Source organism: Staphylococcus sp. FW104-15G4D (assembly GCF_058790135.1).
The window spans coordinates 41,015-64,592 of the sequence record NZ_JBYTCH010000002.1 but is presented as its reverse complement, the minus strand read 5'-3'; the positions used below and the strand labels follow the sequence as shown (position 1 = coordinate 64,592).

Annotated in this window: 38 protein-coding genes; 32 read left to right on the top strand and 6 right to left on the bottom strand. The window is 34.5% G+C overall.

Annotation, left to right across the window (positions count from 1 at the left end):
* Positions 1-38 precede the first annotated feature (38 nt).
* Together mspA and AC3WQX_RS06715 are read right to left on the bottom strand one after the other, a co-directional pair.
* Positions 39-356, bottom strand: a complete 318-nt coding sequence (gene mspA / locus AC3WQX_RS06720; RefSeq protein WP_002432960.1) for a membrane stabilizing protein MspA — start codon at positions 354-356, stop codon at positions 39-41.
* A gap of 194 nt (positions 357-550) precedes the next feature.
* On the bottom strand, positions 551-715 hold the full coding sequence (locus tag AC3WQX_RS06715; RefSeq protein ID WP_002432795.1) for an SE1832 family protein: 165 nt from the start codon (positions 713-715) through the stop codon (positions 551-553).
* 149 nt (positions 716-864) lie between these two features.
* Here AC3WQX_RS06715 and AC3WQX_RS06710 point away from each other — a divergent pair, with 149 nt between their 5' ends.
* The gene (locus AC3WQX_RS06710) at positions 865-1,773 is read left to right on the top strand and encodes an AEC family transporter (protein WP_002432674.1); all 909 of its coding nucleotides are present in this window, start codon (positions 865-867) and stop codon (positions 1,771-1,773) included.
* A 116-nt stretch (positions 1,774-1,889) separates the two neighbouring features.
* On the opposite strand, the gene AC3WQX_RS06705 is transcribed toward AC3WQX_RS06710, so the two are convergent.
* The 3 genes from AC3WQX_RS06705 to AC3WQX_RS06695 all read right to left on the bottom strand — a co-directional run bounded on the left by AC3WQX_RS06705 (position 1,890) and on the right by AC3WQX_RS06695 (position 4,696).
* Positions 1,890-2,681 carry a glucose 1-dehydrogenase gene (locus tag AC3WQX_RS06705; RefSeq protein WP_002469711.1) on the bottom strand — a complete coding sequence of 264 codons (792 nt, stop codon included), beginning with the start codon at positions 2,679-2,681 and terminating at the stop codon, positions 1,890-1,892.
* 19 nt (positions 2,682-2,700) lie between these two features.
* Complete coding sequence (locus AC3WQX_RS06700) at positions 2,701-3,564, bottom strand: GRP family sugar transporter (RefSeq protein ID WP_047796573.1); 864 nt, start codon at positions 3,562-3,564, stop codon at positions 2,701-2,703.
* Between the two features lie 247 nt (positions 3,565-3,811).
* A complete protein-coding gene (locus tag AC3WQX_RS06695) occupies positions 3,812-4,696 on the bottom strand; it encodes a GNAT family N-acetyltransferase (protein WP_049428259.1) in 885 nt (294 codons plus the stop codon).
* Positions 4,697-4,917: 221 nt separating this feature from the next.
* Here AC3WQX_RS06695 and AC3WQX_RS06690 point away from each other — a divergent pair, with 221 nt between their 5' ends.
* A complete protein-coding gene (locus AC3WQX_RS06690) occupies positions 4,918-7,053 on the top strand; it encodes a DNA topoisomerase III (protein WP_049428256.1) in 2,136 nt (711 codons plus the stop codon).
* Positions 7,054-7,164: 111 nt separating this feature from the next.
* Entirely contained in the window at positions 7,165-8,499 is a 1,335-nt protein-coding gene (locus tag AC3WQX_RS06685; protein WP_194251412.1) for an NCS2 family permease, read from the top strand.
* Between the two features lie 55 nt (positions 8,500-8,554).
* Here AC3WQX_RS06685 and AC3WQX_RS06680 read toward each other — a convergent pair whose 3' ends face one another.
* Positions 8,555-8,962: a hypothetical protein gene (locus AC3WQX_RS06680; RefSeq protein WP_049428254.1), complete on the bottom strand. Its 408-nt coding sequence runs from the start codon at positions 8,960-8,962 to the stop codon at positions 8,555-8,557.
* A 353-nt stretch (positions 8,963-9,315) separates the two neighbouring features.
* On the opposite strand from AC3WQX_RS06680, the gene rpsJ reads away from it, so the two are divergent.
* From rpsJ to rplQ, 29 genes are all read left to right on the top strand, one after another.
* On the top strand, positions 9,316-9,624 hold the full coding sequence (gene rpsJ / locus AC3WQX_RS06675) for a 30S ribosomal protein S10 (RefSeq protein WP_001118667.1): 309 nt from the start codon (positions 9,316-9,318) through the stop codon (positions 9,622-9,624).
* A 27-nt stretch (positions 9,625-9,651) separates the two neighbouring features.
* Entirely contained in the window at positions 9,652-10,314 is a 663-nt protein-coding gene (gene rplC, locus AC3WQX_RS06670; protein ID WP_492739966.1) for a 50S ribosomal protein L3, read from the top strand.
* A gap of 29 nt (positions 10,315-10,343) precedes the next feature.
* Positions 10,344-10,967, top strand: coding sequence for a 50S ribosomal protein L4 (gene rplD / locus AC3WQX_RS06665; protein WP_002432772.1), 624 nt, complete (start codon positions 10,344-10,346; stop codon positions 10,965-10,967).
* A complete protein-coding gene (rplW, locus tag AC3WQX_RS06660) occupies positions 10,967-11,242 on the top strand; it encodes a 50S ribosomal protein L23 (RefSeq protein WP_002432715.1) in 276 nt (91 codons plus the stop codon). The genes rplD and rplW overlap by 1 nt, the downstream gene beginning before the upstream one ends.
* A gap of 31 nt (positions 11,243-11,273) precedes the next feature.
* Complete coding sequence (gene rplB, locus AC3WQX_RS06655) at positions 11,274-12,107, top strand: 50S ribosomal protein L2 (protein WP_002432890.1); 834 nt, start codon at positions 11,274-11,276, stop codon at positions 12,105-12,107.
* Positions 12,108-12,174: 67 nt separating this feature from the next.
* Entirely contained in the window at positions 12,175-12,453 is a 279-nt protein-coding gene (gene rpsS, locus AC3WQX_RS06650) for a 30S ribosomal protein S19 (RefSeq protein WP_001829710.1), read from the top strand.
* Positions 12,454-12,480: 27 nt separating this feature from the next.
* The gene (rplV, locus tag AC3WQX_RS06645; RefSeq protein ID WP_002432623.1) at positions 12,481-12,834 is read left to right on the top strand and encodes a 50S ribosomal protein L22; all 354 of its coding nucleotides are present in this window, start codon (positions 12,481-12,483) and stop codon (positions 12,832-12,834) included.
* A gap of 23 nt (positions 12,835-12,857) precedes the next feature.
* The gene (gene rpsC / locus AC3WQX_RS06640; protein WP_002432339.1) at positions 12,858-13,511 is read left to right on the top strand and encodes a 30S ribosomal protein S3; all 654 of its coding nucleotides are present in this window, start codon (positions 12,858-12,860) and stop codon (positions 13,509-13,511) included.
* A 2-nt stretch (positions 13,512-13,513) separates the two neighbouring features.
* Complete coding sequence (gene rplP, locus AC3WQX_RS06635; RefSeq protein ID WP_002432945.1) at positions 13,514-13,948, top strand: 50S ribosomal protein L16; 435 nt, start codon at positions 13,514-13,516, stop codon at positions 13,946-13,948.
* Positions 13,938-14,147, top strand: a complete 210-nt coding sequence (gene rpmC, locus AC3WQX_RS06630) for a 50S ribosomal protein L29 (protein ID WP_000644737.1) — start codon at positions 13,938-13,940, stop codon at positions 14,145-14,147. The genes rplP and rpmC overlap by 11 nt, the downstream gene beginning before the upstream one ends.
* Positions 14,148-14,171: 24 nt before the next feature.
* Positions 14,172-14,435, top strand: a complete 264-nt coding sequence (gene rpsQ / locus AC3WQX_RS06625) for a 30S ribosomal protein S17 (RefSeq protein ID WP_002432741.1) — start codon at positions 14,172-14,174, stop codon at positions 14,433-14,435.
* Positions 14,436-14,465: 30 nt separating this feature from the next.
* Positions 14,466-14,834, top strand: coding sequence for a 50S ribosomal protein L14 (gene rplN, locus AC3WQX_RS06620; protein WP_002432661.1), 369 nt, complete (start codon positions 14,466-14,468; stop codon positions 14,832-14,834).
* Between the two features lie 39 nt (positions 14,835-14,873).
* Positions 14,874-15,191, top strand: coding sequence for a 50S ribosomal protein L24 (rplX, locus tag AC3WQX_RS06615; RefSeq protein ID WP_002432326.1), 318 nt, complete (start codon positions 14,874-14,876; stop codon positions 15,189-15,191).
* A gap of 25 nt (positions 15,192-15,216) precedes the next feature.
* Entirely contained in the window at positions 15,217-15,756 is a 540-nt protein-coding gene (gene rplE, locus AC3WQX_RS06610; RefSeq protein WP_002432757.1) for a 50S ribosomal protein L5, read from the top strand.
* Positions 15,757-15,779: 23 nt separating this feature from the next.
* On the top strand, positions 15,780-15,965 hold the full coding sequence (locus AC3WQX_RS06605) for a type Z 30S ribosomal protein S14 (protein WP_001829713.1): 186 nt from the start codon (positions 15,780-15,782) through the stop codon (positions 15,963-15,965).
* A 31-nt stretch (positions 15,966-15,996) separates the two neighbouring features.
* Positions 15,997-16,395, top strand: coding sequence for a 30S ribosomal protein S8 (gene rpsH, locus AC3WQX_RS06600; RefSeq protein ID WP_492739962.1), 399 nt, complete (start codon positions 15,997-15,999; stop codon positions 16,393-16,395).
* A 25-nt stretch (positions 16,396-16,420) separates the two neighbouring features.
* A complete protein-coding gene (gene rplF / locus AC3WQX_RS06595; RefSeq protein ID WP_194251415.1) occupies positions 16,421-16,957 on the top strand; it encodes a 50S ribosomal protein L6 in 537 nt (178 codons plus the stop codon).
* A 31-nt stretch (positions 16,958-16,988) separates the two neighbouring features.
* Complete coding sequence (gene rplR / locus AC3WQX_RS06590; protein ID WP_002432656.1) at positions 16,989-17,351, top strand: 50S ribosomal protein L18; 363 nt, start codon at positions 16,989-16,991, stop codon at positions 17,349-17,351.
* A gap of 20 nt (positions 17,352-17,371) precedes the next feature.
* Positions 17,372-17,872, top strand: coding sequence for a 30S ribosomal protein S5 (gene rpsE, locus AC3WQX_RS06585; RefSeq protein ID WP_002432477.1), 501 nt, complete (start codon positions 17,372-17,374; stop codon positions 17,870-17,872).
* Between the two features lie 16 nt (positions 17,873-17,888).
* Positions 17,889-18,068, top strand: coding sequence for a 50S ribosomal protein L30 (gene rpmD / locus AC3WQX_RS06580; RefSeq protein ID WP_002432330.1), 180 nt, complete (start codon positions 17,889-17,891; stop codon positions 18,066-18,068).
* A gap of 16 nt (positions 18,069-18,084) precedes the next feature.
* Positions 18,085-18,525, top strand: a complete 441-nt coding sequence (gene rplO, locus AC3WQX_RS06575) for a 50S ribosomal protein L15 (RefSeq protein WP_001829796.1) — start codon at positions 18,085-18,087, stop codon at positions 18,523-18,525.
* On the top strand, positions 18,525-19,817 hold the full coding sequence (gene secY, locus AC3WQX_RS06570) for a preprotein translocase subunit SecY (RefSeq protein WP_002432720.1): 1,293 nt from the start codon (positions 18,525-18,527) through the stop codon (positions 19,815-19,817). The genes rplO and secY overlap by 1 nt, the downstream gene beginning before the upstream one ends.
* A gap of 17 nt (positions 19,818-19,834) precedes the next feature.
* On the top strand, positions 19,835-20,482 hold the full coding sequence (locus AC3WQX_RS06565) for an adenylate kinase (RefSeq protein WP_002432905.1): 648 nt from the start codon (positions 19,835-19,837) through the stop codon (positions 20,480-20,482).
* 188 nt (positions 20,483-20,670) lie between these two features.
* Positions 20,671-20,889: a translation initiation factor IF-1 gene (infA, locus tag AC3WQX_RS06560; protein WP_001829792.1), complete on the top strand. Its 219-nt coding sequence runs from the start codon at positions 20,671-20,673 to the stop codon at positions 20,887-20,889.
* A gap of 31 nt (positions 20,890-20,920) precedes the next feature.
* Complete coding sequence (gene rpmJ, locus AC3WQX_RS06555; protein WP_001829709.1) at positions 20,921-21,034, top strand: 50S ribosomal protein L36; 114 nt, start codon at positions 20,921-20,923, stop codon at positions 21,032-21,034.
* Between the two features lie 22 nt (positions 21,035-21,056).
* On the top strand, positions 21,057-21,422 hold the full coding sequence (gene rpsM, locus AC3WQX_RS06550; protein ID WP_002432712.1) for a 30S ribosomal protein S13: 366 nt from the start codon (positions 21,057-21,059) through the stop codon (positions 21,420-21,422).
* Positions 21,423-21,444: 22 nt separating this feature from the next.
* Entirely contained in the window at positions 21,445-21,834 is a 390-nt protein-coding gene (rpsK, locus tag AC3WQX_RS06545) for a 30S ribosomal protein S11 (RefSeq protein WP_000101625.1), read from the top strand.
* A gap of 76 nt (positions 21,835-21,910) precedes the next feature.
* Complete coding sequence (locus tag AC3WQX_RS06540; protein WP_194251416.1) at positions 21,911-22,855, top strand: DNA-directed RNA polymerase subunit alpha; 945 nt, start codon at positions 21,911-21,913, stop codon at positions 22,853-22,855.
* Positions 22,856-22,871: 16 nt separating this feature from the next.
* Positions 22,872-23,240 carry a 50S ribosomal protein L17 gene (gene rplQ / locus AC3WQX_RS06535; RefSeq protein WP_002432926.1) on the top strand — a complete coding sequence of 123 codons (369 nt, stop codon included), beginning with the start codon at positions 22,872-22,874 and terminating at the stop codon, positions 23,238-23,240.
* Positions 23,241-23,578: the final 338 nt, after the last annotated feature.

Below are 23,578 nucleotides of genomic sequence, written 5' to 3'. Positions count from 1 at the left end.
CATCCTCATATTATAGCCTAAGTCGATTTTCATATTTTTTAATATAAAAATAGCGTTAAAATTACATAAATTACTATCAAAATAATTGAAATGATATTTAAAATGTTAACACCTTTTTTATCGCCTTTAAGTTCTTTAAAGCCTGTAACCTCGATGTTACCAACTAGGAGTAATAACACGATAAATACCCACCAATTTTCTTTCGGAAATTGTAGCGTCGTAATCGCAACGACGAACAATAATAAAATACCCATAATAATTCTTAAAATTCTCGTGAAAATCGAGTGCATTTTAAAAATACTAATATATGCGACAATTAAGTATAAAATGGGCAACAAAATTAGATAAAATTGCATCTGGGACATCCTTTCTTTTACGAATTATATATTAGCACGTTCAAAAATTGATGACTAGGATGTTTAATAATTCATATGTAAGTTAATTTGAATATGCTCATTGTCAATAAATGATTAAAGAAAAGTCTTGTTCTCATTTATGTCTAACATTTAATTTGTAATAACTAAATTTTAAATTTCTGTCTACCATTAAATTACTCATTCATTTTAGCTCGAATGTCAGAAATTTGTTGTTCAATATCTTCTAGCTGTTTTAGTAGTGGATCAACATTTTGATTAAGCGATTCCTTTTTATCTAAATCATTTTGTAATCGTACATAATCATATTTTAGTTCTGTTAATTTAGATTCTAAATCCATAGAAACAAATCTCCTTTTATCATTGAAATTGTTTAGTAACTATATTTAAATTAGATTATATCACGAAACAAGACGCTTCTAAAAATTGTGAGAAATATGTTAAAGTTATCAACTGTAAAAATGAAAATCCAGAGAAAGAAGGTATAGATGTGACTGAACAATTTGTCATGATTATATTACTTATTGCGCTCGGTTATTTTCTTAAGCGCATTAATTATTTAAAAGCAACTGATAGTCAAGTTCTTTCAACGCTTGTATTAAACGTCACATTACCTTCTCTTGTCATCGTTAACTTAAATAGTGCTGACCTAAATATGTCATTCTCAATCTTACCAATCATGATGATAGTCTATGGTATTGTTGCCAAAATCATTGTGATATGGTTCTTTAGGAAGTATAGTAACCAAATGCGTGGTTCTGTAGGAATGATGACAGGTTCAATGAATATCGGTCTGTTCGCGTATCCTTTAGTTAATGCTATTTGGCCAGAAAAAGGTATGGTATATTTTGGAATGGCTGATATTGGTGGGGCAATGATTATGTTCGGTTTGACATACTTTGTGGGAAGTTATTTCAGTGAAGGTGGAGACCAATTCAATTTTAAATTTTTAGGGAAGAAATTGATTCAGTCTGTACCATTAGTAACATATATCGTTATGTTTACACTAAATATGTCTAATATTCATATATGGAAGCCAGCTATAGACTTCTTCAGCATTCTTTCTAAAGCTAATATGCCATTATCTATGATATTACTAGGTGTTATGTTGAGCTTTAGCATTGATAGAGAATACTTACCTGTAACCATTAAGTATCTTTGCTTACATTATGGATTAGCTATTGTAGCAGGAACACTTGTACATTTCTTTTTACCGGTATCAGATCCAATGATTAAGACGACGTTATTAATTACGTGGCTCTTACCAGTAGGTGTAGCTATCATACCTTACTCCATTCAATTTAAGTATAAGACGTTGCCATTTGTTGGGATGGTCACTAACTTAACTATAATAATTAGTATTGTTATTCTATATGTTTATCAAGCACTTTTTGTTTAGTTGTTTGTTCATTCATTTTTGAAAAATAAAATCTAATAGCAATGTATGAAAAAAGCATGCGAATGACTTATAAAAAAGTCTTCGCATGCTTTTTTGAGTGTGAATTTTAAAAGGGGTTATCCTTTACCACCCATAAATGCTGGATAATTAGTCATACCACCGTCAACATAAATAGTTGTACCATGAATATAGCTTGCTAAATCAGAGGCTAAAAATAATGCGACGTTTGAAATATCTTGAGCTTCACCAATTTCACGTGCTGGGATCATTTCTAACGTTTCTTCACGTGTTTTAGGATCAGAAAATTTTTCTCGAGTATGTTCAGTGACAATGGCGCCTGGAGAAATATTATTGATACGAATACCATACTGAGCATATTCCATTGACATAGTTTCCATCATTAACTTTAATCCGCCTTTACTTGCAGCGTAATTGACATAGTTAGGCCAAGGAATTGTGTCATGAACGCTTGAGGTATTGATTATGACACCTTTTTTATTTTCTTTAAGAAATTGATTAATCGCCTCACGAGAACCTGTAAATGCACCTGTTAAGTTAATATCTATGACTTTTTGCCATTCAGCATTAGACATTTCATGTGTTGGGATTGGTTTTTCAAAACCAGCATTGTTAATCATAATATCTAATGTACCAAATTGATCAACTGCTGATTGAACAAGATTTTTAACATCTTCTTCTACAGCAACATCACCTTGAACTGCAATAGCTTGTCCGCCAGCATTTTGAATCGTATTTTTTAGTTCATCTATTTCATCTAAATGACGATCAGAGCGATAGTTTAATACTACTTTAGATTTAGCTTTCCCAAAGTTTTCGGCAAATGATTTACCAATGCCACTACCAGCTCCAGTAATAACAACTACTTTGTTTTCTAATTCTTTAAACATTTTACGTCCCCCTAACGTTTTATTTCAAGTTACCTAGAATAATTGATGCGATGATTATCACAATGATACCTGACCATATACCAATCATTTGGCGACGATCTTTTTTCTCACCTAAAATAAAGATACCACCTAAAGTAGAAACGATAACAAGTAATTGTGATAATGAGAAGCTTGTGGCTACACCAACTTTAGGTTGTGAGTAGAACATAAATAAGTTACCAATACCCCATACTACACCAGGTATTAAATTCAATGCAGTAGATTTAATAGAAGTTTGATGATTCATAGAGAGAATAAATCCACCGATGGCCATACCGATTGATTGGAAGAATAGGGCATCAGTACCACTGACTCCGAAAATATCTCCAAGAACAACATAGCCTACGTAACCAATAGTTGAAATAAGCAAGATACCCATTGCTTTTTTGAATTCTGGATTATTGGATGTGCCTTCATTTTTAGCTTTAAGTGATGTTAGAGCAATACCAACCACTAGTAAAACCATTGCGATGAGGCCCATTACAACTTGAACCATGGTACTCCATTCTCCTAAGAAAATGGCACTAAATAGAGTAGTACCAACAAGTTGCATTCCTGTAGAAATAGGCATCGTCTTTGAAACGCCTATTAAGTTGACAGATTTTAACTGATTACCTTGACCAAAGGCCCAAAGCGCACCAGAGATTAAACCTACAATAATAACTGTTAAATTATCAAAAGCAGCATTACCAGTTAGTAGTAAACCGATACCGACAATTAGAGTACCTAAAGTCGTTCCACGGATTTGATTGTAAGGTCCACCACCTACAAACACATTTATAATTACAACACTACCCCAAAACAGGGCTGGTAATAGTGCGATGAGAAAGTCTAAAAATTGCACTTATTACTCACTCTCCTAAAAAACTTTATTAAGTGTACTCTTTAACACTTGAAATTATTCTAAATCAAAAAATTTGATAAGTAAAAAACAAAAACTTACGAATGACAACTCAGAGTAAAAGTTTGAGAAATGTCTAATAAAAAAACCGTAAACTAAGTTAAGTCTATAAACACTCTATGTATACAAGATATTTATAAACAGCCGTTTACGGTTAAAGTATAAAATTAATTATGTGAAAGTGTACTAATCAACTTGAGAAATCCTGGTGCAAATGTCTAGGTTCAAATTTATATTTCTTATATTCATAGTTAATTTGGAAGCCCAACTCGTTGAAACGTTCAACCAATTTGCTATTTTTATTACGTATTTTAAAGTAGACTTTGTGAATAGTATAATGCTCGAAAGCGTATTTCAAAGCATACTCAAGTAAATCAAAAGCAATCCCTTTGAGTCGATAATCCATATGGGAACTAAAGTACTTAATTTCGGCATTGTTGCGTTCAGTATCGACTTGTAAGTATAAATACCCCTTCAATAGACCTTCACTTACAAATATAAATAATCGATTATGTTCATCTAGTGATTCTATAATTTCATCCGGAGTCATTGCGTTATGTTTAAAGGTCATCATATGTAATTTGCTAAATGCACGATAAAAACCTTTTTGATATTCGATGATATTTTGATTATTAAAATGATCTCCAAGGTCTTTTTGTGCTTCCAAATAATAATCAGTAAAATTATAACTAGCATGGATTGTCTTCATATAGGTTTTATATTCTTGTGCACCTTCTTCAAATGAAAAGTTGAATATGGATTCATCCGGTTGTTGTTCTATCAATTTATCAAACAGTAATTTGAATTGATTATCAGTCAAAGTAAAGTCTTGTGCAATAAATGGTCCTATTATTTTGTACCGATGATTATCATATGAGAAAGCAAGTATCAACGCTTGAATTTGATTATTTTCAGTCATTGCAATCACGCCTGGATGAGTAATAGCTTCATTTAATAATGTGTCAAAATCCTCATATTCTTGAGGTAGTTTATATAAATAAGATGTTGATAGGTAACGAGATGAGTCTATAAATGCTTTTATTTCTTGTGGTTCACGCAATTGAACGATATTCATCATTCTACCTCCGCCTCTTATAGTCTTTCTTCAATTATATTATATTTATAGAGAAATGAAAGTTTATCGATAGATACACATGTTACAATATGACTAATACTATTCAATGAATAAGTTTAATTTTGAAAAAATATTTTGAGAGAGTTCTTCTTTACGATTCAAAAATTATTATTGTAAAAATTAAGCTAACGTCAAATTCATTTTCAGAAAGGGAAGTTATCATGAAATCCTTAATATTAGCTGAAAAGCCTTCGGTAGCTCGAGATATAGCTGAGGCATTAAATATCAAGCAGAAAAAGAATGGATATATTGAGAATGAAAAGTATATCGTGACTTGGGCATTAGGCCATTTAGTCACAAATGCAACACCAGAACAATATGATGTTTCATATAAAGAATGGAAACTTGAGGATTTACCTATTATACCTAAACATATGAAGACTATTGTTATTGGTAAAACGAGTAAGCAATTTAAAACTGTAAAATCATTAATAATGGATAAAAAGGTGAACAACATCATTATAGCAACTGATGCGGGGCGAGAAGGGGAACTTGTCGCAAGGCTCATACTTGATAAAGTTGGCAACAAGAAACCAATTCAACGGTTATGGATTAGTTCGGTAACTAAGAAGGCCATTCAGAACGGTTTTAAACATTTAAAAGATGGACGTGCATATCATAGTCTTTATCAGGCAGCATTAGCGAGGAGTGAAGCGGATTGGATTGTAGGAATTAATGCCACACGTGCGCTGACAACAAAGTATGATGCACAATTATCACTAGGACGTGTTCAAACACCAACTATACAATTAGTGCAATCTAGACAGGAAGAAATTAATCATTTCCAACCTGAGAAGTACTATACATTATCAATTAAGGTAGATGGGTACGACTTTCAATTAGATTCAAATAAACGTTATAAAAATAAAGAAGGTTTAGAAGCACTTGCACAACAAGTAAAAAACCAAGAAGGCAAAATATTAGATATAAAAACTAAGCATAAGAAAATGTACCCACAAATGTTATATAATTTAACGGATTTACAACAAGACGCGTATCGACGTTTTAAAATGGGACCGAAGGACACGTTAAATACATTACAAAACTTATATGAAAGACATAAAATTGTGACGTATCCACGTACTGACTCTAATTATTTAACGAATGATATGGTGGATACGATTAAGGAACGTTTACAAGCCTTACTCGCTACTGAATATAAAGCCCATGTGCGAGAACTTATGAGTCAGTCATTTTCACCTAAAATGAATATATTTAATGATGGAAAAGTATCAGATCACCATGCCATTATACCTACGGAAGTAAGACCATCACTTGATCAACTCAGTCAACGAGAATTAAAAATTTATACAATTATTGTTCAAAGATTTTTAGAAACTTTAATGAAACCTTACGAATATGAAAATGTTGTGATTAACTTTGGTATAAAAGATTTAATCTTTACATTGAAAGAAAACATTCCTAAACAATTAGGTTTTAAGGCACTTAAAGAAGAGGAATTACGTCAAACATCATCACATCGATTTACTAAAAATCTTAAGTTCAAAGTTCAAAAAGTGAATATTCATGAACATGAAACGAAAGCACCTGATTATTTTAATGAAGGTTCTCTATTAAAAGCGATGGAAAATCCACAAAATTATATTAATTTTAGTAATAAAAAGTATGCTCAAACTCTTAAACAAACTGGAGGAATAGGGACAGTTGCAACTCGTGCAGACATTATTGATAAGCTTTTTAATATGAATGCACTTGAATCAAGAGATGGTAAAATCAAAGTTACATCTAAAGGTAAACAAATTTTAGAGTTATCGCCTGATCAATTAACATCACCTCTTTTAACTGCTCAGTGGGAAGAAAAGTTGATTCTTATTGAACAAGGGAAATATAACTCTCAGAAATTCATGAACGAAATGAGAGACTTCACTAAACAAATTGTAGACAAAATTAAAAATAGTGAACAAAAATATAAACATGATAATTTAACTACGACCGAATGTCCTACATGTGGTAAGTTCATGATCAAAGTAAAAACTAAAAATGGTCAAATGCTTGTATGCCAAGACCCCTCTTGTAAAACTAAGAAAAATGTTCAACGTAAAACGAATGCGCGTTGTCCTAATTGTAAGAAGAAAATGACTTTATTTGGAAGAGGGAAAGAGGCAGTATACAGATGTGTTTGTGGTCATTCTGAAACACAAGCTCAAATGAATAAGCGTATGAAAGAGAAAACTAACGGTAAAGTTTCACGTAAAGAAATGAAGAAATATATGAATAATACAGAAGAGATAGATAATAATCCATTTAAAGACGCTTTAAAAAATTTAAAACTTTAAAAAATAGCGAACGAAAAAATATAAATATAACCAAAGGTTCGTTTTTGGTATTGTTTTTTGTGAATTTAGGTATTAAAATATTAAAGTATTTCAAATAAAGGAGCATTTACCGTGAAAAAATACTTTCAGTTCGATAAGCATGGAACAAATTATAGAAATGAAATTTTAGGTGGTATCACGACGTTTTTATCTATGGCTTATATCCTTGCCGTAAATCCTCAAGTTTTAAGTTTGGCTGGGGTAAAAGGTGTTTCTAGCGATATGAAAATGGACCAAGGAGCAATTTTTGTTGCCACTGCATTAGCTGCTTTCGTTGGTTCTTTATTTATGGGACTTATCGCTAAATATCCAATAGCCTTAGCGCCAGGAATGGGATTAAATGCTTTCTTCGCATTTACTGTTGTGCTTACAATGGGAATTCCATGGAAAGTAGGTTTAACCGGCGTACTTTTCTCTGGGGTGTTCTTTGCTATCTTAACTGCCACAGGATTAAGGGAAATCATTATTAATGCTATACCTTATCAGATGAAAATGGCTGTTTCAGCAGGTATAGGATTGTTTATCACCTTTGTAGGACTTCAAAGTTCTGGAATCATTATTAAAAATGATTCAACACTTGTTACACTTGGTCACTTAACTAAAGCGCCAGTATTATTAGCGATATTTGGAATTATAATTACTGTTATTTTATACGCTAAAAAAGTACCAGGTTCTATATTTATAGGGATGATTATTACAGCGATTGTAGGTATGTTTACAGGTCAAATCCATACTCCATCAGGAATTGTAGGTCATATTCCTAGTATTAAACCAACTTTTGGTGTAGCGTTTGAATCATTTAAAGATCCTGGTCAATTATTCACAGTTCAATTTTTAATCGTCATTTTAACATTTTTATTCATTGACTTCTTTGATACGGCAGGTACACTTGTAGCTGTTGCAACACAAGCTGGTATCATGAAAGATAATAAATTACCTAGAGCAGGAAGAGCGCTTTTCTCAGATTCACTTGCTACGATTGTGGGAGCAATTTTTGGTACAACAACTACTACTTCATACATAGAATCTACATCAGGTGTAGCGGTAGGTGCCCGTACAGGTTTTGCTAGTATTGTAACTGGTATTTGTTTCTTACTTGCACTATTCTTTAGTCCACTTATCGAAGTGGTTACAAGTGCTGTGACTACGCCTGCTTTAGTAGTTGTAGGTGTGTTAATGGCTTCTAACTTTGCTGAAATCAATTGGAAGCGATTTGAAGTTGCGGTTCCTGCATTTATTACCATTATTATGATGCCTTTATCATATTCAATTGCTACAGGTATTGCGTGTGGATTTATATTCTATCCACTTACAATGGTTATCACCAAAAGACATAAAGAAGTACATCCTATTATGTATGTACTCATGGCATTATTTATACTTTACTTTGTGTTTGTTCATAAATAATAAAAAAGGTCGACCCATATATGGGCCGACCTTTTTCTACTATTATAAGTGATATTTATCTATGAATTTCTTCTTTTTCTCTATTATCGTTCTTATATTGAGTGTAGATTACTCGAGCATCTTTATTTGGTAGATAAGTTGGAGCAGATAAAACAATGAATACAAAAAATATCATTAAGAAGAATAAAATCCAATGTACTACCATACCAACTACTGGGATAAATGCAATAAATGATCCTACGATACCTAAAATCGGTATAATAACCATTGGTTTAATAGAATTTTGAGTATCTACAAGTAAGATAATTGTAATAATAAGATAGAGAAAAGCATTAAGTAATAATGGTTGCCAACCAAAACTTAAAATGACACTACCACCTAAAAAAGGAATCCCATAGAAAAATTCACAAACGATAAGGAAAACCCCTGAAATTGCTAAAGTCATTTTAACTCCGTTTTTCATCTAATCACTCCTATTCTCTTCCTATTATATTAAAGCTAACGTTATAAATATATTAATATGTTTCCGTTTAGGAAATGAACTAAAATAAAAGTAAAAAATTTCAATAAAACGGTTGAACATGCTCTTTATTTCAAGTACAATAATCAAGTATGTGTTAGACAGATATATAGAAAGTTGCTGAAAAACCTTGATTTATCGGTGTTTTTCATGTAACATATCTAATGTTGGACTTTATGAAAAGCGATGAAGCGAAAGGTTACTGACACACCCGGCCGCTTTGCCATGGCGTTGTGTGAGATAGTTTTCGTGGAGAAGTCTATCACTTAAATGTAGACGAACAAGGAGGGAAAATTATGGCAAAACAAAAAATCAGAATCAGATTAAAAGCTTATGATCACCGTGTGATTGATCAATCAGCAGAGAAAATTGTTGAAACTGCAAAACGTTCTGGTGCAGATGTTTCTGGACCAATTCCGTTACCAACTGAAAAATCAGTTTATACAATCATTCGTGCCGTGCATAAGTACAAAGATTCTCGTGAACAATTCGAACAACGTACTCACAAACGTTTAATCGATATTGTTAACCCAACACCTAAAACAGTTGATGCTCTTATGGGCTTAAACTTACCTTCAGGTGTAGACATCGAAATTAAATTATAATAGAAATTTTTAGGAGGTGGACTTTCGATGACCAAAGGAATCTTAGGAAGAAAAATCGGGATGACACAAGTTTTCGGTGAAAACGGTGAATTAATCCCAGTAACAGTAGTAGAAGCAAGCCAAAACGTTGTATTACAAAAGAAAACTGAAGAAGTTGACGGTTACAACGCAATCCAAGTTGGATTTGAAGACAAACAAGCATATAAAAAAGGTTCTAAATCTAATAAATATGCAAATAAGCCAGCTGAAGGTCACGCTAAAAAAGCTGACACAGCACCTAAGCGCTTCATTCGTGAATTCCGCAACGTTAACGTTGACGAATACGAAGTAGGTCAAGAAGTCTCAGTTGATACATTTGAAACTGGTGACATCATTGATGTTACAGGTGTTTCAAAAGGTAAAGGTTTCCAAGGTGCTATCAAACGTCATGGTCAAGCACGTGGACCAATGGGTCACGGTTCTCATTTCCACAGAGCGCCAGGTTCTGTAGGTATGGCTTCAGACGCTTCAAAAGTATTTAAAGGACAAAAAATGCCAGGTCGCATGGGTGGAAACACTGTAACTGTTCAAAACTTAGAAGTCGTTCAAGTAGACACTGACAATAGCGTAATTTTAGTTAAAGGTAACGTACCTGGACCTAAAAAAGGCTTAGTAGAAATCACAACTTCAATTAAAAAAGGTAATAAATAATTCAAGAAGCGAAAGGAGGAAATTGCATAATGGCTAATTATGATGTTTTAAAAGTAGACGGATCTAAATCTGGTTCAGTTGAATTAAGCGATTCAGTATTCGCTATTGAACCTAATAATAGCGTTCTTTTCGAAGCTATTAACTTACAACGTGCGTCATTACGCCAAGGTACACACGCTGTTAAAAATCGTTCAGCTGTACGTGGTGGCGGACGTAAACCATGGAGACAAAAAGGAACAGGTCGTGCACGTCAAGGTACAATCCGTGCTCCACAATGGCGCGGTGGTGGTATCGTATTCGGACCAACTCCAAGAAGTTATTCATACAAAATGCCTAAGAAAATGCGTCGTTTAGCTTTACGTTCTGCATTATCTTTCAAAGTTCAAGAAAATGGATTTACAGTTGTTGATTCTTTCGGTTTTGACGCTCCAAAAACAAAAGAATTCAAAAATGTTTTATCTACTCTTGAACAACCAAAAAAAGTTTTAGTTGTTACTGAAGACGAAGATGTAAATGTTGAATTATCAGCACGCAACATCCCTGGAGTACAAGTTTCAACTGCACAAGGATTAAACGTTTTAGATATTACAAGCGCTGACAGTGTAGTAATCACTGAAGCTGCTGCTAAAAAAGTTGAGGAGGTGCTCGGATAATGGAAGCAAGAGATATTCTTAAGCGCCCCGTAATCACTGAGAAATCTTCAGAAGCTATGGCAGAAGATAAATATACTTTCGACGTTGATACTCGTGTTAATAAAACACAAGTCAAAATTGCTGTAGAAGAAATCTTCGATGTAAAAGTTGAAAGTGTTAATATCATGAACTATAAACCTAAGAAAAAACGTATGGGCCGTTATCAAGGCTATACAAATAAAAGAAGAAAAGCGATTGTTAAATTAAAAGAAGGTTCAATCGACTTATTTAACTAAAAATAAATTACCAATAAGGAGGTAAGCGACAATGGCTCTTAAAAAATATAAGCCAATAACAAATGGTCGTCGTAATATGACTACTTTGGATTTCGCAGAAATCACAAAGACAACACCTGAAAAGTCATTATTACAGCCGCTACCGAAAAGAGCGGGACGTAACAACCAAGGTAAATTGACTGTTCGCCATCATGGTGGAGGACATAAACGTCAATACCGTGTTATCGATTTCAAACGTAATAAAGATGGAATCACTGCTAAAGTAGATTCAATTCAATATGATCCAAACCGTTCAGCAAACATTGCTTTATTAGTATATGCTGATGGTGAAAAACGCTATATCATCGCACCTAAAGGATTACAAGTAGGTCAAACTGTTGAAAGTGGTTCAGAAGCTGATATTAAAGTAGGTAATGCTTTACCACTACAAGACATTCCAGTTGGTACTGTAATTCATAACATTGAGTTAAAACCAGGAAAAGGTGGACAACTTGCTCGTTCAGCTGGTGCTAGCTCACAAGTATTAGGTAAAGAAGGTAAATATGTATTAATCAGATTAAGATCTGGTGAAGTACGTATGATCTTATCTACTTGCCGTGCTACTATCGGTCAAGTTGGTAACTTACAACATGAACTTGTTAACGTTGGTAAAGCTGGACGTTCTAGATGGAAAGGCGTTCGCCCAACAGTTCGTGGTTCTGTTATGAACCCTAACGATCACCCACACGGTGGTGGTGAAGGTCGTGCACCAATCGGTAGACCATCTCCAATGTCACCATGGGGTAAACCAACTCTTGGTAAGAAAACACGTCGTGGTAAAAAATCATCAGACAAACTTATCGTTCGTGGACGTAAGAGAAAATAATAATAACAACTTATTTGGGTGTGCGGCTTAAAAGCTGCACGCACACAATAAGAAGGGAGGCGCCCAAATGGCTCGTAGTATTAAAAAAGGACCTTTCGTCGATGATCACTTAATGAAAAAAGTAGAAGCACAAGACGGAAGTGAAAAGAAACAAGTAATTAAAACATGGTCTCGTCGTTCTACAATTTTCCCTAACTTCATCGGTCATACTTTTGCAGTATACGATGGACGTAAACATGTACCTGTATATGTAACAGAAGATATGGTAGGTCACAAATTAGGTGAATTTGCTCCTACTCGTACATTTAAAGGACATGCTGCAGACGACAAGAAAACTAGAAGATAATTTTAATAAGTAGAGGAGGAAATCCTAATGGAAGCAAAAGCGGTTGCTAGAACAATAAGAATCGCACCTCGTAAAGTAAGATTAGTTCTTGACTTAATCAGAGGTAAAAATGCTGCTGAAGCTATTGCTATTTTAAAATTAACTAACAAAGCTTCATCACCAGTAATCGAAAAAGTATTAATGTCCGCTTTAGCAAATGCAGAGCATAACTATGACATGAACACTGATGAATTAGTTATCAAAGAGGCATATGCAAATGAAGGACCAACTTTAAAACGTTTCCGCCCACGTGCACAAGGTCGTGCAAGTGCAATTAATAAACGTACAAGCCACATTACAATCGTCGTAAGTGACGGTAAAGAAGAAGCTAAAGAAGCTTAATAACTTTCTAAGGAGGGAATACTGTGGGTCAAAAAATTAATCCAATCGGACTTCGTGTCGGAGTTATCCGTGACTGGGAAGCGAAATGGTATGCTGAAAAAGACTTCGCTTCATTATTACACGAAGATTTAAAAATCCGTAAATTTATTGATAAAGAACTTAAAGAAGCATCAGTTTCTCATGTAGACATTGAACGTGCTGCTAACCGTATCAACATTGCTATTCACACTGGTAAACCAGGTATGGTAATTGGTAAAGGCGGTTCAGAAATTGAAAAACTTCGTAATAAATTAAACGCTTTAACAGATAAAAAAGTACACATTAACGTAATTGAAATCAAAAAAGTTGATATTGATGCTCGTTTAGTAGCTGAAAATATCGCACGTCAATTAGAAAATCGTGCTTCATTCCGTCGTGTACAAAAACAAGCTATAACAAGAGCTATGAAACTTGGTGCTAAAGGTATCAAAACTCAAGTATCAGGTCGTTTAGGCGGAGCTGACATCGCTCGTGCTGAACAATATTCAGAAGGAACTGTTCCACTTCATACTTTACGTGCTGACATCGATTACGCACACGCTGAAGCCGACACTACTTATGGTAAATTAGGCGTTAAAGTATGGATTTATCGTGGAGAAGTTCTTCCTACTAAGAACACTAGTGAAGGAGGAAAATAATAATGTTACTACCAAAACGTGTAAAATATCGTCGTCAACATCGTCCAAAAACAACTGGTCGTTCTAAAGGCGGTAACTACGTAACATTTGGTGAGTATGGTTTACAAGCAACTACAACGTCTTGGATCACATCTCGTCAAATCGAATCTGCTCGTATTGCAATGACACGTTACATGAAACGTGGCGGGAAAGTTTGGATTAAAATCTTCCCTCATACACCGTATACTAAAAAACCTTTAGAAGTACGTATGGGTGCCGGTAAAGGTGCGGTTGAAGGCTGGATTGCAGTCGTTAAACCTGGTAGAATCTTATTCGAAGTAGCTGGTGTATCTGAAGAAGTTGCACGTGAAGCATTACGTTTAGCAAGTCACAAACTTCCAGTAAAAACTAAGTTTGTAAAACGTGAAGAATTGGGTGGTGAAACAAATGAAAGCTAAGGAAATTAGAGACTTAACCACTTCAGAAATCGAAGAACAAATCAAATCTTCAAAAGAAGAGCTTTTTAACCTACGCTTTCAGTTAGCTACAGGTCAATTAGAAGAAACTGCACGTATTCGCACAGTAAGAAAAACGATTGCACGTCTAAAAACTGTTGCTCGTGAAAGAGAAATTGAACAAAGTAAGGCTAATCAATAATAATTGAAAGAGGAGGTTACGAAAGTGAGCGAAAGAAACGATCGTAAAGTTTATGTAGGTAGAGTTGTTTCAGACAAAATGGACAAAACTATTACAGTTCTTGTAGAAACTTACAAAACTCACAAATTATACGGTAAACGAGTAAAATACTCTAAAAAATACAAAACTCATGATGAAAACAATTCAGCTAAATTAGGAGACATTGTTAAAATTCAAGAAACTCGTCCTTTATCAGCAACAAAACGTTTTCGTTTAGTAGAAATTGTTGAAGAGTCAGTAATTATTTAATCAAGATTAGAGATAAGGGAGGTTTAACGAATGATCCAACAAGAAACACGTTTAAAAGTAGCAGACAACTCTGGTGCTCGTGAAGTTCTTACAATTAAAGTATTAGGTGGATCTGGTCGCAAAACAGCGAATATCGGTGATATCATCGTATGTACTGTTAAAAATGCAACACCAGGTGGCGTTGTTAAAAAAGGCGACGTTGTAAAAGCTGTTGTAGTTCGTACTAAATCAGGTGTTCGCCGTAACGACGGTTCATATATCAAATTTGATGAAAATGCATGTGTTATCATCCGTGATGACAAAGGCCCACGTGGTACTCGTATCTTTGGTCCTGTTGCTCGTGAACTACGTGAAGGTAACTTCATGAAAATCGTATCATTAGCACCAGAAGTACTATAATACAAAAATACCAATCATACTATTTAAGGAGGTGCCCACATGCATATCAAAAAAGGTGACAACGTAAAAGTTATCGCAGGTAAAGACAAAGGTAAAGAAGGTAAAGTTGTAGCGACTGAACCTAAAAAAGACCGTGTCGTTGTGGAAGGTGTTAACGTAATTAAAAAACACCAAAAACCAACTCAATTAAATCCTGAAGGTGGAATCTTAGAAACAGAGGCAGCAATCCATGTTTCTAACGTACAATTATTAGACCCTAAAACAAACGAACCTACAAGAGTAGGATACAAAATTGTTGATGGTAAAAAAGTTCGCGTCGCTAAAAAATCAGGCGAAGAAATCAAATCTAATAATTAATAACTAGTTGAAAGGAGGATCCACTTTGAACCGTTTAAAAGAAAAGTATAACTCTGAAGTTACTGAGAACTTAGTAAAAAAATTCAACTATAGTTCAGTAATGGAAGTACCTAAAATCGAAAAAATCGTAGTGAACATGGGTGTAGGTGACGCAGTTCAAAACTCTAAAGTATTAGATAATGCTGTAGAAGAGTTAGAATTAATTACTGGTCAAAAACCATTAGTAACTAAAGCAAAAAAATCAGTTGCAACATTCCGTTTACGTGAAGGTATGCCAATCGGTGCTAAAGTAACACTTCGCGGTGAAAGAATGTATGAATTCTTAGATAAACTTATTGCAGTATCATTACCTCGTGTACGTGACTTCCAAGGCGTTTCTAAAACAGCTTTTGATGGACGCGGTAACTACACTTTAGGTGTTAAAGAACAATTAATTTTCCCTGAAATTGATTATGATAAAGTAAGTAAAGTTAGAGGAATGGATATTGTTATCGTAACAACTGCTAATACTGACGAGGAAGCTCGTGAGTTATTATCAAACTTCGGTATGCCATTTCGTAAATAATCTCTAAAAAGGAGGCTAATTAAGTGGCTAAAACTTCAATGGTTGCTAAGCAACAAAAAAAACAAAAATTCGCTGTACGTGAATATACTCGTTGTGAACGCTGTGGTCGTCCACATTCTGTATATCGTAAATTTAAATTATGCCGTATTTGTTTCCGTGAATTAGCTTACAAAGGCCAAATTCCTGGCGTACGTAAAGCTAGCTGGTAATAATTAAGAGTCTGAAAGGAGGCAACAATCAATGACAATGACAGATCCAATCGCAGATATGCTTACTCGTGTTAGAAATGCAAACATGGTTCGTCACGAGAAGTTAGAATTACCTGCATCTAATATTAAAAAAGAAATCGCTGAAATCTTAAAAAATGAAGGTTTCATTAAAAACGTTGAATACGTAGAAGACGATAAACAAGGTGTTATTCGTTTATTCTTAAAATATGGTCAAAACAATGAACGTGTTATCACAGGATTAAAACGTATCTCTAAACCTGGTTTACGTGTATATGCTAAAGCTAACGAAGTACCTAAAGTATTAAACGGTTTAGGTATTACATTAGTCTCAACTTCTGAAGGTGTTATCACTGATAAAGAAGCTAGAAAACGTAACGTAGGTGGAGAAATTATCGCGTACGTTTGGTAATTAATTAATAAGGAGGTGCCATAACATGAGTCGTGTTGGTAAGAAAATTATTAACATTCCTAGTGACGTAACAGTAACTTTTGATAATAATCATGTAACTGTTAAAGGTCCAAAAGGTGAATTAGAAAGAACTTTAAATGAAAGAATGACATTCAAACAAGAAGAAAACACAATCGAAGTTGTAAGACCTTCTGATTCTAAAGAAGATAGAACAGACCATGGTACAACTCGTGCTTTATTAAGTAATATGGTACTAGGTGTTTCTCAAGGTTTCGAAAAATCACTTGAACTTGTTGGTGTCGGTTACCGTGCGCAAATGCAAGGTAATGACTTAGTACTAAATGTTGGTTATTCTCACCCAGTTGAAATTAAAGCTGAAGACGGTATTACTTTTGCTGTTGAGAAAAACACAACTGTTAAAGTATCTGGTGTTTCTAAAGAACAAGTTGGTGCGATTGCATCTAACATCCGTTCAGTAAGACCTCCAGAACCTTATAAAGGTAAAGGTATTCGTTACCAAGGTGAATATGTTCGCCGTAAAGAAGGTAAAACTGGTAAATAATAGATAACACTCTAAAGAAAGGAGTATTGAAATGATCAGTAAAATTGATAAAAATAAAGTACGTTTGAAAAGACATGCTCGTGTTCGTACTAAATTATCAGGTACAGCTGAAAAGCCACGTTTAAATGTGTATCGTTCAAACAAACACATCTACGCTCAAATTATTGATGATGTTAAAGGCGAAACTTTAGCTCAAGCTTCATCACAAGATAAAGACATTGCAAACGAATCTGCGTCTAAAGTTGATTTATCAACTAAAGTAGGTCAAACAATTGCTAAAAAAGCAAACGATAAAGGTATTAAAGAAATCGTATTCGACCGTGGAGGTTATTTATACCACGGACGTGTTAAAGCATTAGCAGATGCTGCTAGAGAAAGCGGATTAGAATTTTAATTTAAAGGAGGGACACATTCATGGCTCGTAGAGAAGAAGAAACTAAAGAATTTGAAGAACGCGTTGTTACGATAAACCGTGTTGCTAAAGTAGTAAAAGGTGGTCGTCGTTTCCGTTTCACTGCATTAGTAGTTGTAGGTGATAAAAATGGTCGTGTAGGTTTCGGTACTGGTAAAGCTCAAGAGGTACCTGAAGCTATCAAAAAAGCTGTAGAATCAGCTAAAAAAGATTTAGTAGTTGTTCCACGTGTTGAAGGTACAACTCCTCACACTATTACTGGTCGCTATGGTTCAGGTAGCGTATTAATGAAACCAGCTGCACCTGGTACTGGGGTAATCGCTGGTGGACCTGTTCGTGCGGTATTAGAGTTAGCTGGAATCACTGATATCTTAAGTAAATCATTAGGATCAAATACTCCAATTAACATGGTTCGTGCGACAATCAATGGTTTACAAAACTTAAAAAATGCAGAAGATGTTGCTAAATTACGTGGCAAATCTGTAGAAGAATTATACAATTAAGGAGGGAAAATAAGTTATGGCTAAATTACAAATTACCCTCACTCGTAGTGTTATTGGTCGTCCTGAAACACAACGTAAAACTGTTGAAGCATTAGGTCTTAAAAAAACTAATAGTTCAGTAGTTGTTGAAGATAACCCTGCTATCCGTGGGCAAATCAACAAAGTTAAACATTTATTAACAATTGAAGAAAAATAATTAAGGAGGTGCCGAAATGAAATTACATGAGTTAAAAGCAGCTGAAGGATCACGTCGTGTACGTAACCGTGTAGGTCGTGGTGCTGCAACTGGTAACGGTAAAACTAGTGGCCGTGGTCAAAAAGGTCAAAAAGCACGTTCAGGTGGTAAAGTAAGACCAGGATTTGAAGGTGGACAATTACCTCTATTCCGTCGTTTACCTAAACGTGGTTTCACTAACATTAACCGTAAAGAATATGCTATTGTTAACTTAGACCAACTTAATAAATTTGAAGATGGTACTGAAGTAACTCCAGCTTTATTGGTAGAATCTGGTGTAGTTAAGAATGAAAAATCTGGTATTAAAGTACTAGGTAATGGTTCACTTGATAAGAAATTAACAGTGAAAGCTCATAAATTCTCAGCTTCAGCAGCAGAAGCTATTGATGCTAAAGGTGGAGCACACGAGGTGATCTAATGTTTCAAACGCTTGTGCGTTTCTTTACAACTAAAGAAGTGCGTAACAAGATTTTCTTCACTCTAGCAATGTTAGTAATTTTTAAAATAGGAACGTATATTCCTGCTCCAGGTGTAAATCCTGAAGCATTTAACCATCCACAGGGTTCTCAAGGTGCCACTGAGTTATTAAATACTTTTGGTGGCGGTGCCTTGAAACGTTTCTCTATCTTTGCGATGGGTATTATGCCCTATATCACCGCATCCATTGTAATGCAATTATTGCAAATGGATATTGTGCCTAAGTTCTCTGAATGGGCTAAGCAAGGTGAAATGGGTCGAAGAAAAATTAATAATGTAACACGTTATTTCGCTATTATTCTAGCTTTTATCCAATCAATAGGCATGGCTTTCCAATTTAACAATTATCTTGGTGGCAAATTGATTATGGATAAATCAATTATGAGTTATTTATTGATTGCAGTTGTGTTAACAGCAGGAACAGCTTTCTTAATTTGGCTTGGTGACCAAATCACTCAGTTTGGTGTTGGTAATGGTATTTCTCTTATCATCTTTGCTGGGATTTTATCTACATTGCCATCTAGTATAGAACAATTTGGCCAATCTTTATTTGTTGGTCAAGATGATACTTCACTAGCATGGTTAAAAATTGCTGGCTTAATCGTAGCATTAATCTTACTAACGGTTGGTGCTATATTCGTACTTGAAGCTAAGCGTAAAATTCCAATTCAATATGCAAAGAAACAATCTACTCAACGATTAGGTACACAAGCAACTTATCTACCTTTAAAAGTTAACTCAGCCGGGGTTATTCCAGTAATCTTTGCGATGGCTTTTTTCTTATTACCAAGAACGTTGACTTTATTCTTCCCTAAAGCTGAATGGGCACAGAATATTGCGGACACTGCTAATCCATCAAGTAATATTGGAATGATCGTTTATATTGTATTAATTATTGCTTTTGCATATTTTTATGCATTTGTTCAAGTTAATCCTGAAAAGATGGCTGATAACCTTAAAAAGCAAGGTAGTTATGTCCCAGGTATAAGACCTGGTGAACAAACCAAAAAATATATTACTAAAGTTCTTTACAGACTGACATTTGTAGGTTCTATATTCCTAGCAGTTATAGCTATTTTACCTATAGTAGCAACTAAATTTATGGGCTTACCACAATCAATTCAAATTGGTGGTACGAGCTTATTAATTGTTATCGGGGTAGCTATTGAAACTATGAAGACATTAGAAGCTCAAGTGACTCAAAAAGAGTATAAAGGCTTTGGTGGTAGATAATTTGTAGGAGGGCACTTATGAATATCATTTTAATGGGTTTACCTGGCGCAGGTAAAGGAACTCAAGCGAGTGAAATTGTTAAGAAATTCCCAATACCACATATTTCTACTGGTGACATGTTCAGAAAAGCGATTAAAGATGAAACTGATTTAGGTAAAGAAGCTAAATCATATATGGATCGTGGAGAATTAGTTCCTGATGAAGTTACTGTAGGTATCGTTAAAGAAAGAATTTCTGAAGACGATGCAAAAAAAGGATTCTTACTAGATGGATTCCCTCGAACTATCGAACAAGCTGAGGCATTAAATAGTATTATGTCTGAGCTTGATAGAGAAATTGATGCAGTTATCAATATCGAAGTTCCTGAGGAAGAACTTATGAATCGTCTTACAGGTCGTCGTATTTGTGAGAAATGTGGTACAACTTATCATCTTGTATTTAATCCTCCAAAAGTTGACGGTATTTGCGATATCGATGGTGGAAAGTTATATCAACGAGAAGATGACAATCCAGAAACAGTATCAAATCGTTTGAGCGTTAATGTAAAACAATCTAAACCTATTTTAGAGTATTACAATGAAAAAGGTGTCTTGAAAAACATTGATGGTTCAAAAGATATTGAAGAAGTAACCAACGATGTCATTGATATCTTAGATCATTTATAATAGATCAACACTATACGGTCTATTGCTTAGTGAATATTTGAGTAAAATTTAATAGAATGAGTGACAAATAACGATTTTTAATTCCCGTATTTTTGTTAAACTTATATTAATTAGTCACGAATAGATTCGTATCGTTAAGTTGTCTATTGACGATTACCTTACTATTGCAAAAAGGGGGAAGTTAATCAATGGCTAAACAAGATGTAATTGAATTAGAAGGTACTGTATTAGATACTTTACCAAATGCAATGTTTAAAGTAGAATTAGAAAATGGTCATGAGATTTTAGCGCACGTAAGTGGTAAAATCAGAATGAATTACATTCGTATTCTACCTGGCGACAAAGTAACTGTTGAGATGTCTCCGTATGATTTATCACGCGGTAGAATTACTTATCGTTATAAATAATCGTCACTCCATAATATAGGGAGGTATAAAAATGAAAGTAAGACCATCAGTAAAACCAATTTGCGAAAAATGCAAAGTCATTAAACGTAAAGGTAAAGTAATGGTAATTTGTGATAATCCTAAGCACAAACAAAGACAAGGTTAATAAAAGAGAGGTGTAAATTAATATGGCACGTATTGCAGGAGTGGATATCCCACGTGAAAAACGCATTGTTATCTCATTAACATACGTTTATGGTATCGGCACTTCAACTGCTAACAAAATTGTTGAAGAAGCTAACGTATCAGCAGATACTCGCGTTAAAGATTTAACTGATGACGAATTAGGTCGTATCCGTGAAGTTGTAGATAGCTACAAAGTAGAAGGTGACTTACGTCGTGAACAAAACTTAAACATCAAACGTTTAATGGAAATTTCATCATACCGTGGAATTCGTCACCGTCGTGGCTTACCAGTTCGTGGTCAAAAAACTAAAAACAACGCACGTACTCGTAAAGGCCCAGTTAAAACAGTAGCTAATAAGAAAAAATAATAGGTAAAGGAGGCAAAAAATAATGGCACGTAAACAAGTATCTCGTAAACGTAGAGTGAAAAAGAATATTGAAAACGGTGTAGCTCATATCCGTTCAACATTCAATAATACTATCGTAACTATCACTGATGAATTCGGTAATGCATTATCTTGGTCATCAGCTGGTGCATTAGGATTCAAAGGATCAAAAAAATCAACACCATTCGCAGCACAAATGGCTTCAGAAACAGCTTCTAAATCAGCTATGGAGCATGGTTTAAAAACTGTTGAAGTAACAGTTAAAGGACCTGGCCCTGGCCGTGAATCAGCTATCCGTGCATTACAATCTGCAGGATTAGAAGTAACTGCAATTAGAGACGTTACTCCAGTACCTCACAACGGTTGTCGTCCACCAAAACGTCGTCGCGTCTAATTTATGATTGTATTGTTACAGGTCACTGAGCAAACAGTTTAAATCTAGTCGACGTATTTAAGGAGGATATTTGTAAATGATAGAAATTGAAAAACCTAGAATTGAGACAATTGAAATTAGTGAAGATGCTAAATTCGGTAAGTTCGTTGTTGAACCACTTGAGCGTGGCTACGGTACTACACTAGGAAACTCCTTACGTCGTATCCTACTATCTTCATTACCAGGTGCAGCCGTTAAGTACATCGAAATTGAAGGAGTTTTACACGAATTTTCAGCAGTAGACAATGTTGTAGAAGATGTTTCAACAATTATTATGAACATTAAAAAATTAACATTAAAAATTTACTCTGAAGAAGACAAAACTCTTGAAATTGATGTTAAAGATGAAGGCGAAGTAACTGCAAGTGACATTACTCACGACAGCGATGTTGAGATTTTAAATCCAGAACTTAAAATCGCAACAGTGTCTAAAGGTGGACATCTTAAAGTGCGTCTTGTTGCTAATAAGGGTAGAGGTTACGCATTAGCTGAACAGAATAATACTAGTGATTTACCAATTGGTGTAATTCCTGTTGATTCACTATATTCACCTGTAGAACGTGTTAACTACACTGTAGAAAATACACGCGTAGGTCAAAGTAGTGATTTTGATAAATTAACTTTAGATGTTTGGACTAACGGTTCAATCACTCCACAAGAGTCAGTATCATTAGCAGCTAAAATAATGACTGAACACTTGAATATCTTTGTAGGTCTAACTGATGAAGCTCAAAATGCTGAAATCATGATTGAAAAAGAAGAAGATCAAAAAGAAAAAGTACTTGAAATGTCTATCGAAGAATTAGACTTATCAGTACGTTCATATAACTGCTTAAAACGCGCAGGAATCAATTCTGTACAAGAGTTAGCTGATAAATCTGAAGCTGACATGATGAAAGTGCGTAATTTAGGTCGTAAATCTCTAGAAGAAGTTAAATATAAATTAGAAGATTTAGGATTAGGATTAAGAAAAGAAGATTGATAAAGGAGGTTAACTCATGGGTTACAGAAAATTAGGTCGTACTTCTGATCAACGTAAAGCAATGTTACGTGACTTAGCGACATCTCTTATCGTAAGTGAACGTATCGAAACTACAGAAGCTCGTGCTAAAGAAGTTCGCAGTGTTGTAGAGAAATTAATCACTTTAGGTAAAAAAGGAGATTTAGCTTCTCGTCGTAATGCAGCTAAAACTTTACGTAATGTTGAAATCTTAAATGAAGATGAATCAACACAAACTGCTCTTCAAAAATTATTCGGTGAAATCGCTGAACGTTATAATGAACGTCAAGGTGGTTACACTCGTATCCTTAAAGTAGGCCCACGTCGCGGTGACGGTGCTGAATCAGTAATTATCGAATTAGTATAATTTAAATAGGGTAGGATAATTTACAATTAGATTTCATTATCCTTACCCTTACCTTAATAAATACACTTACTACTTATATATAAAGCAAATGAGTGCAACGATAATGTTTGCCACATACAAATATTGTCTAGCTCAGAGTACCCCATCTAACTAAATATTTTCTATAAGCGTGAACTCAACAATTTGATGGGGTGCGCGCTTTTTTATTTGAATTGGACTAAAATTCAGTTTTAACCTCTATTTCGTTGTCCAATTTTAGTAAATAAGACTGATATTATATAGAGGTTATAGTCATTCGGACTTAATATCAGTCACTTATTTTTTTATTTAAGCTGAGA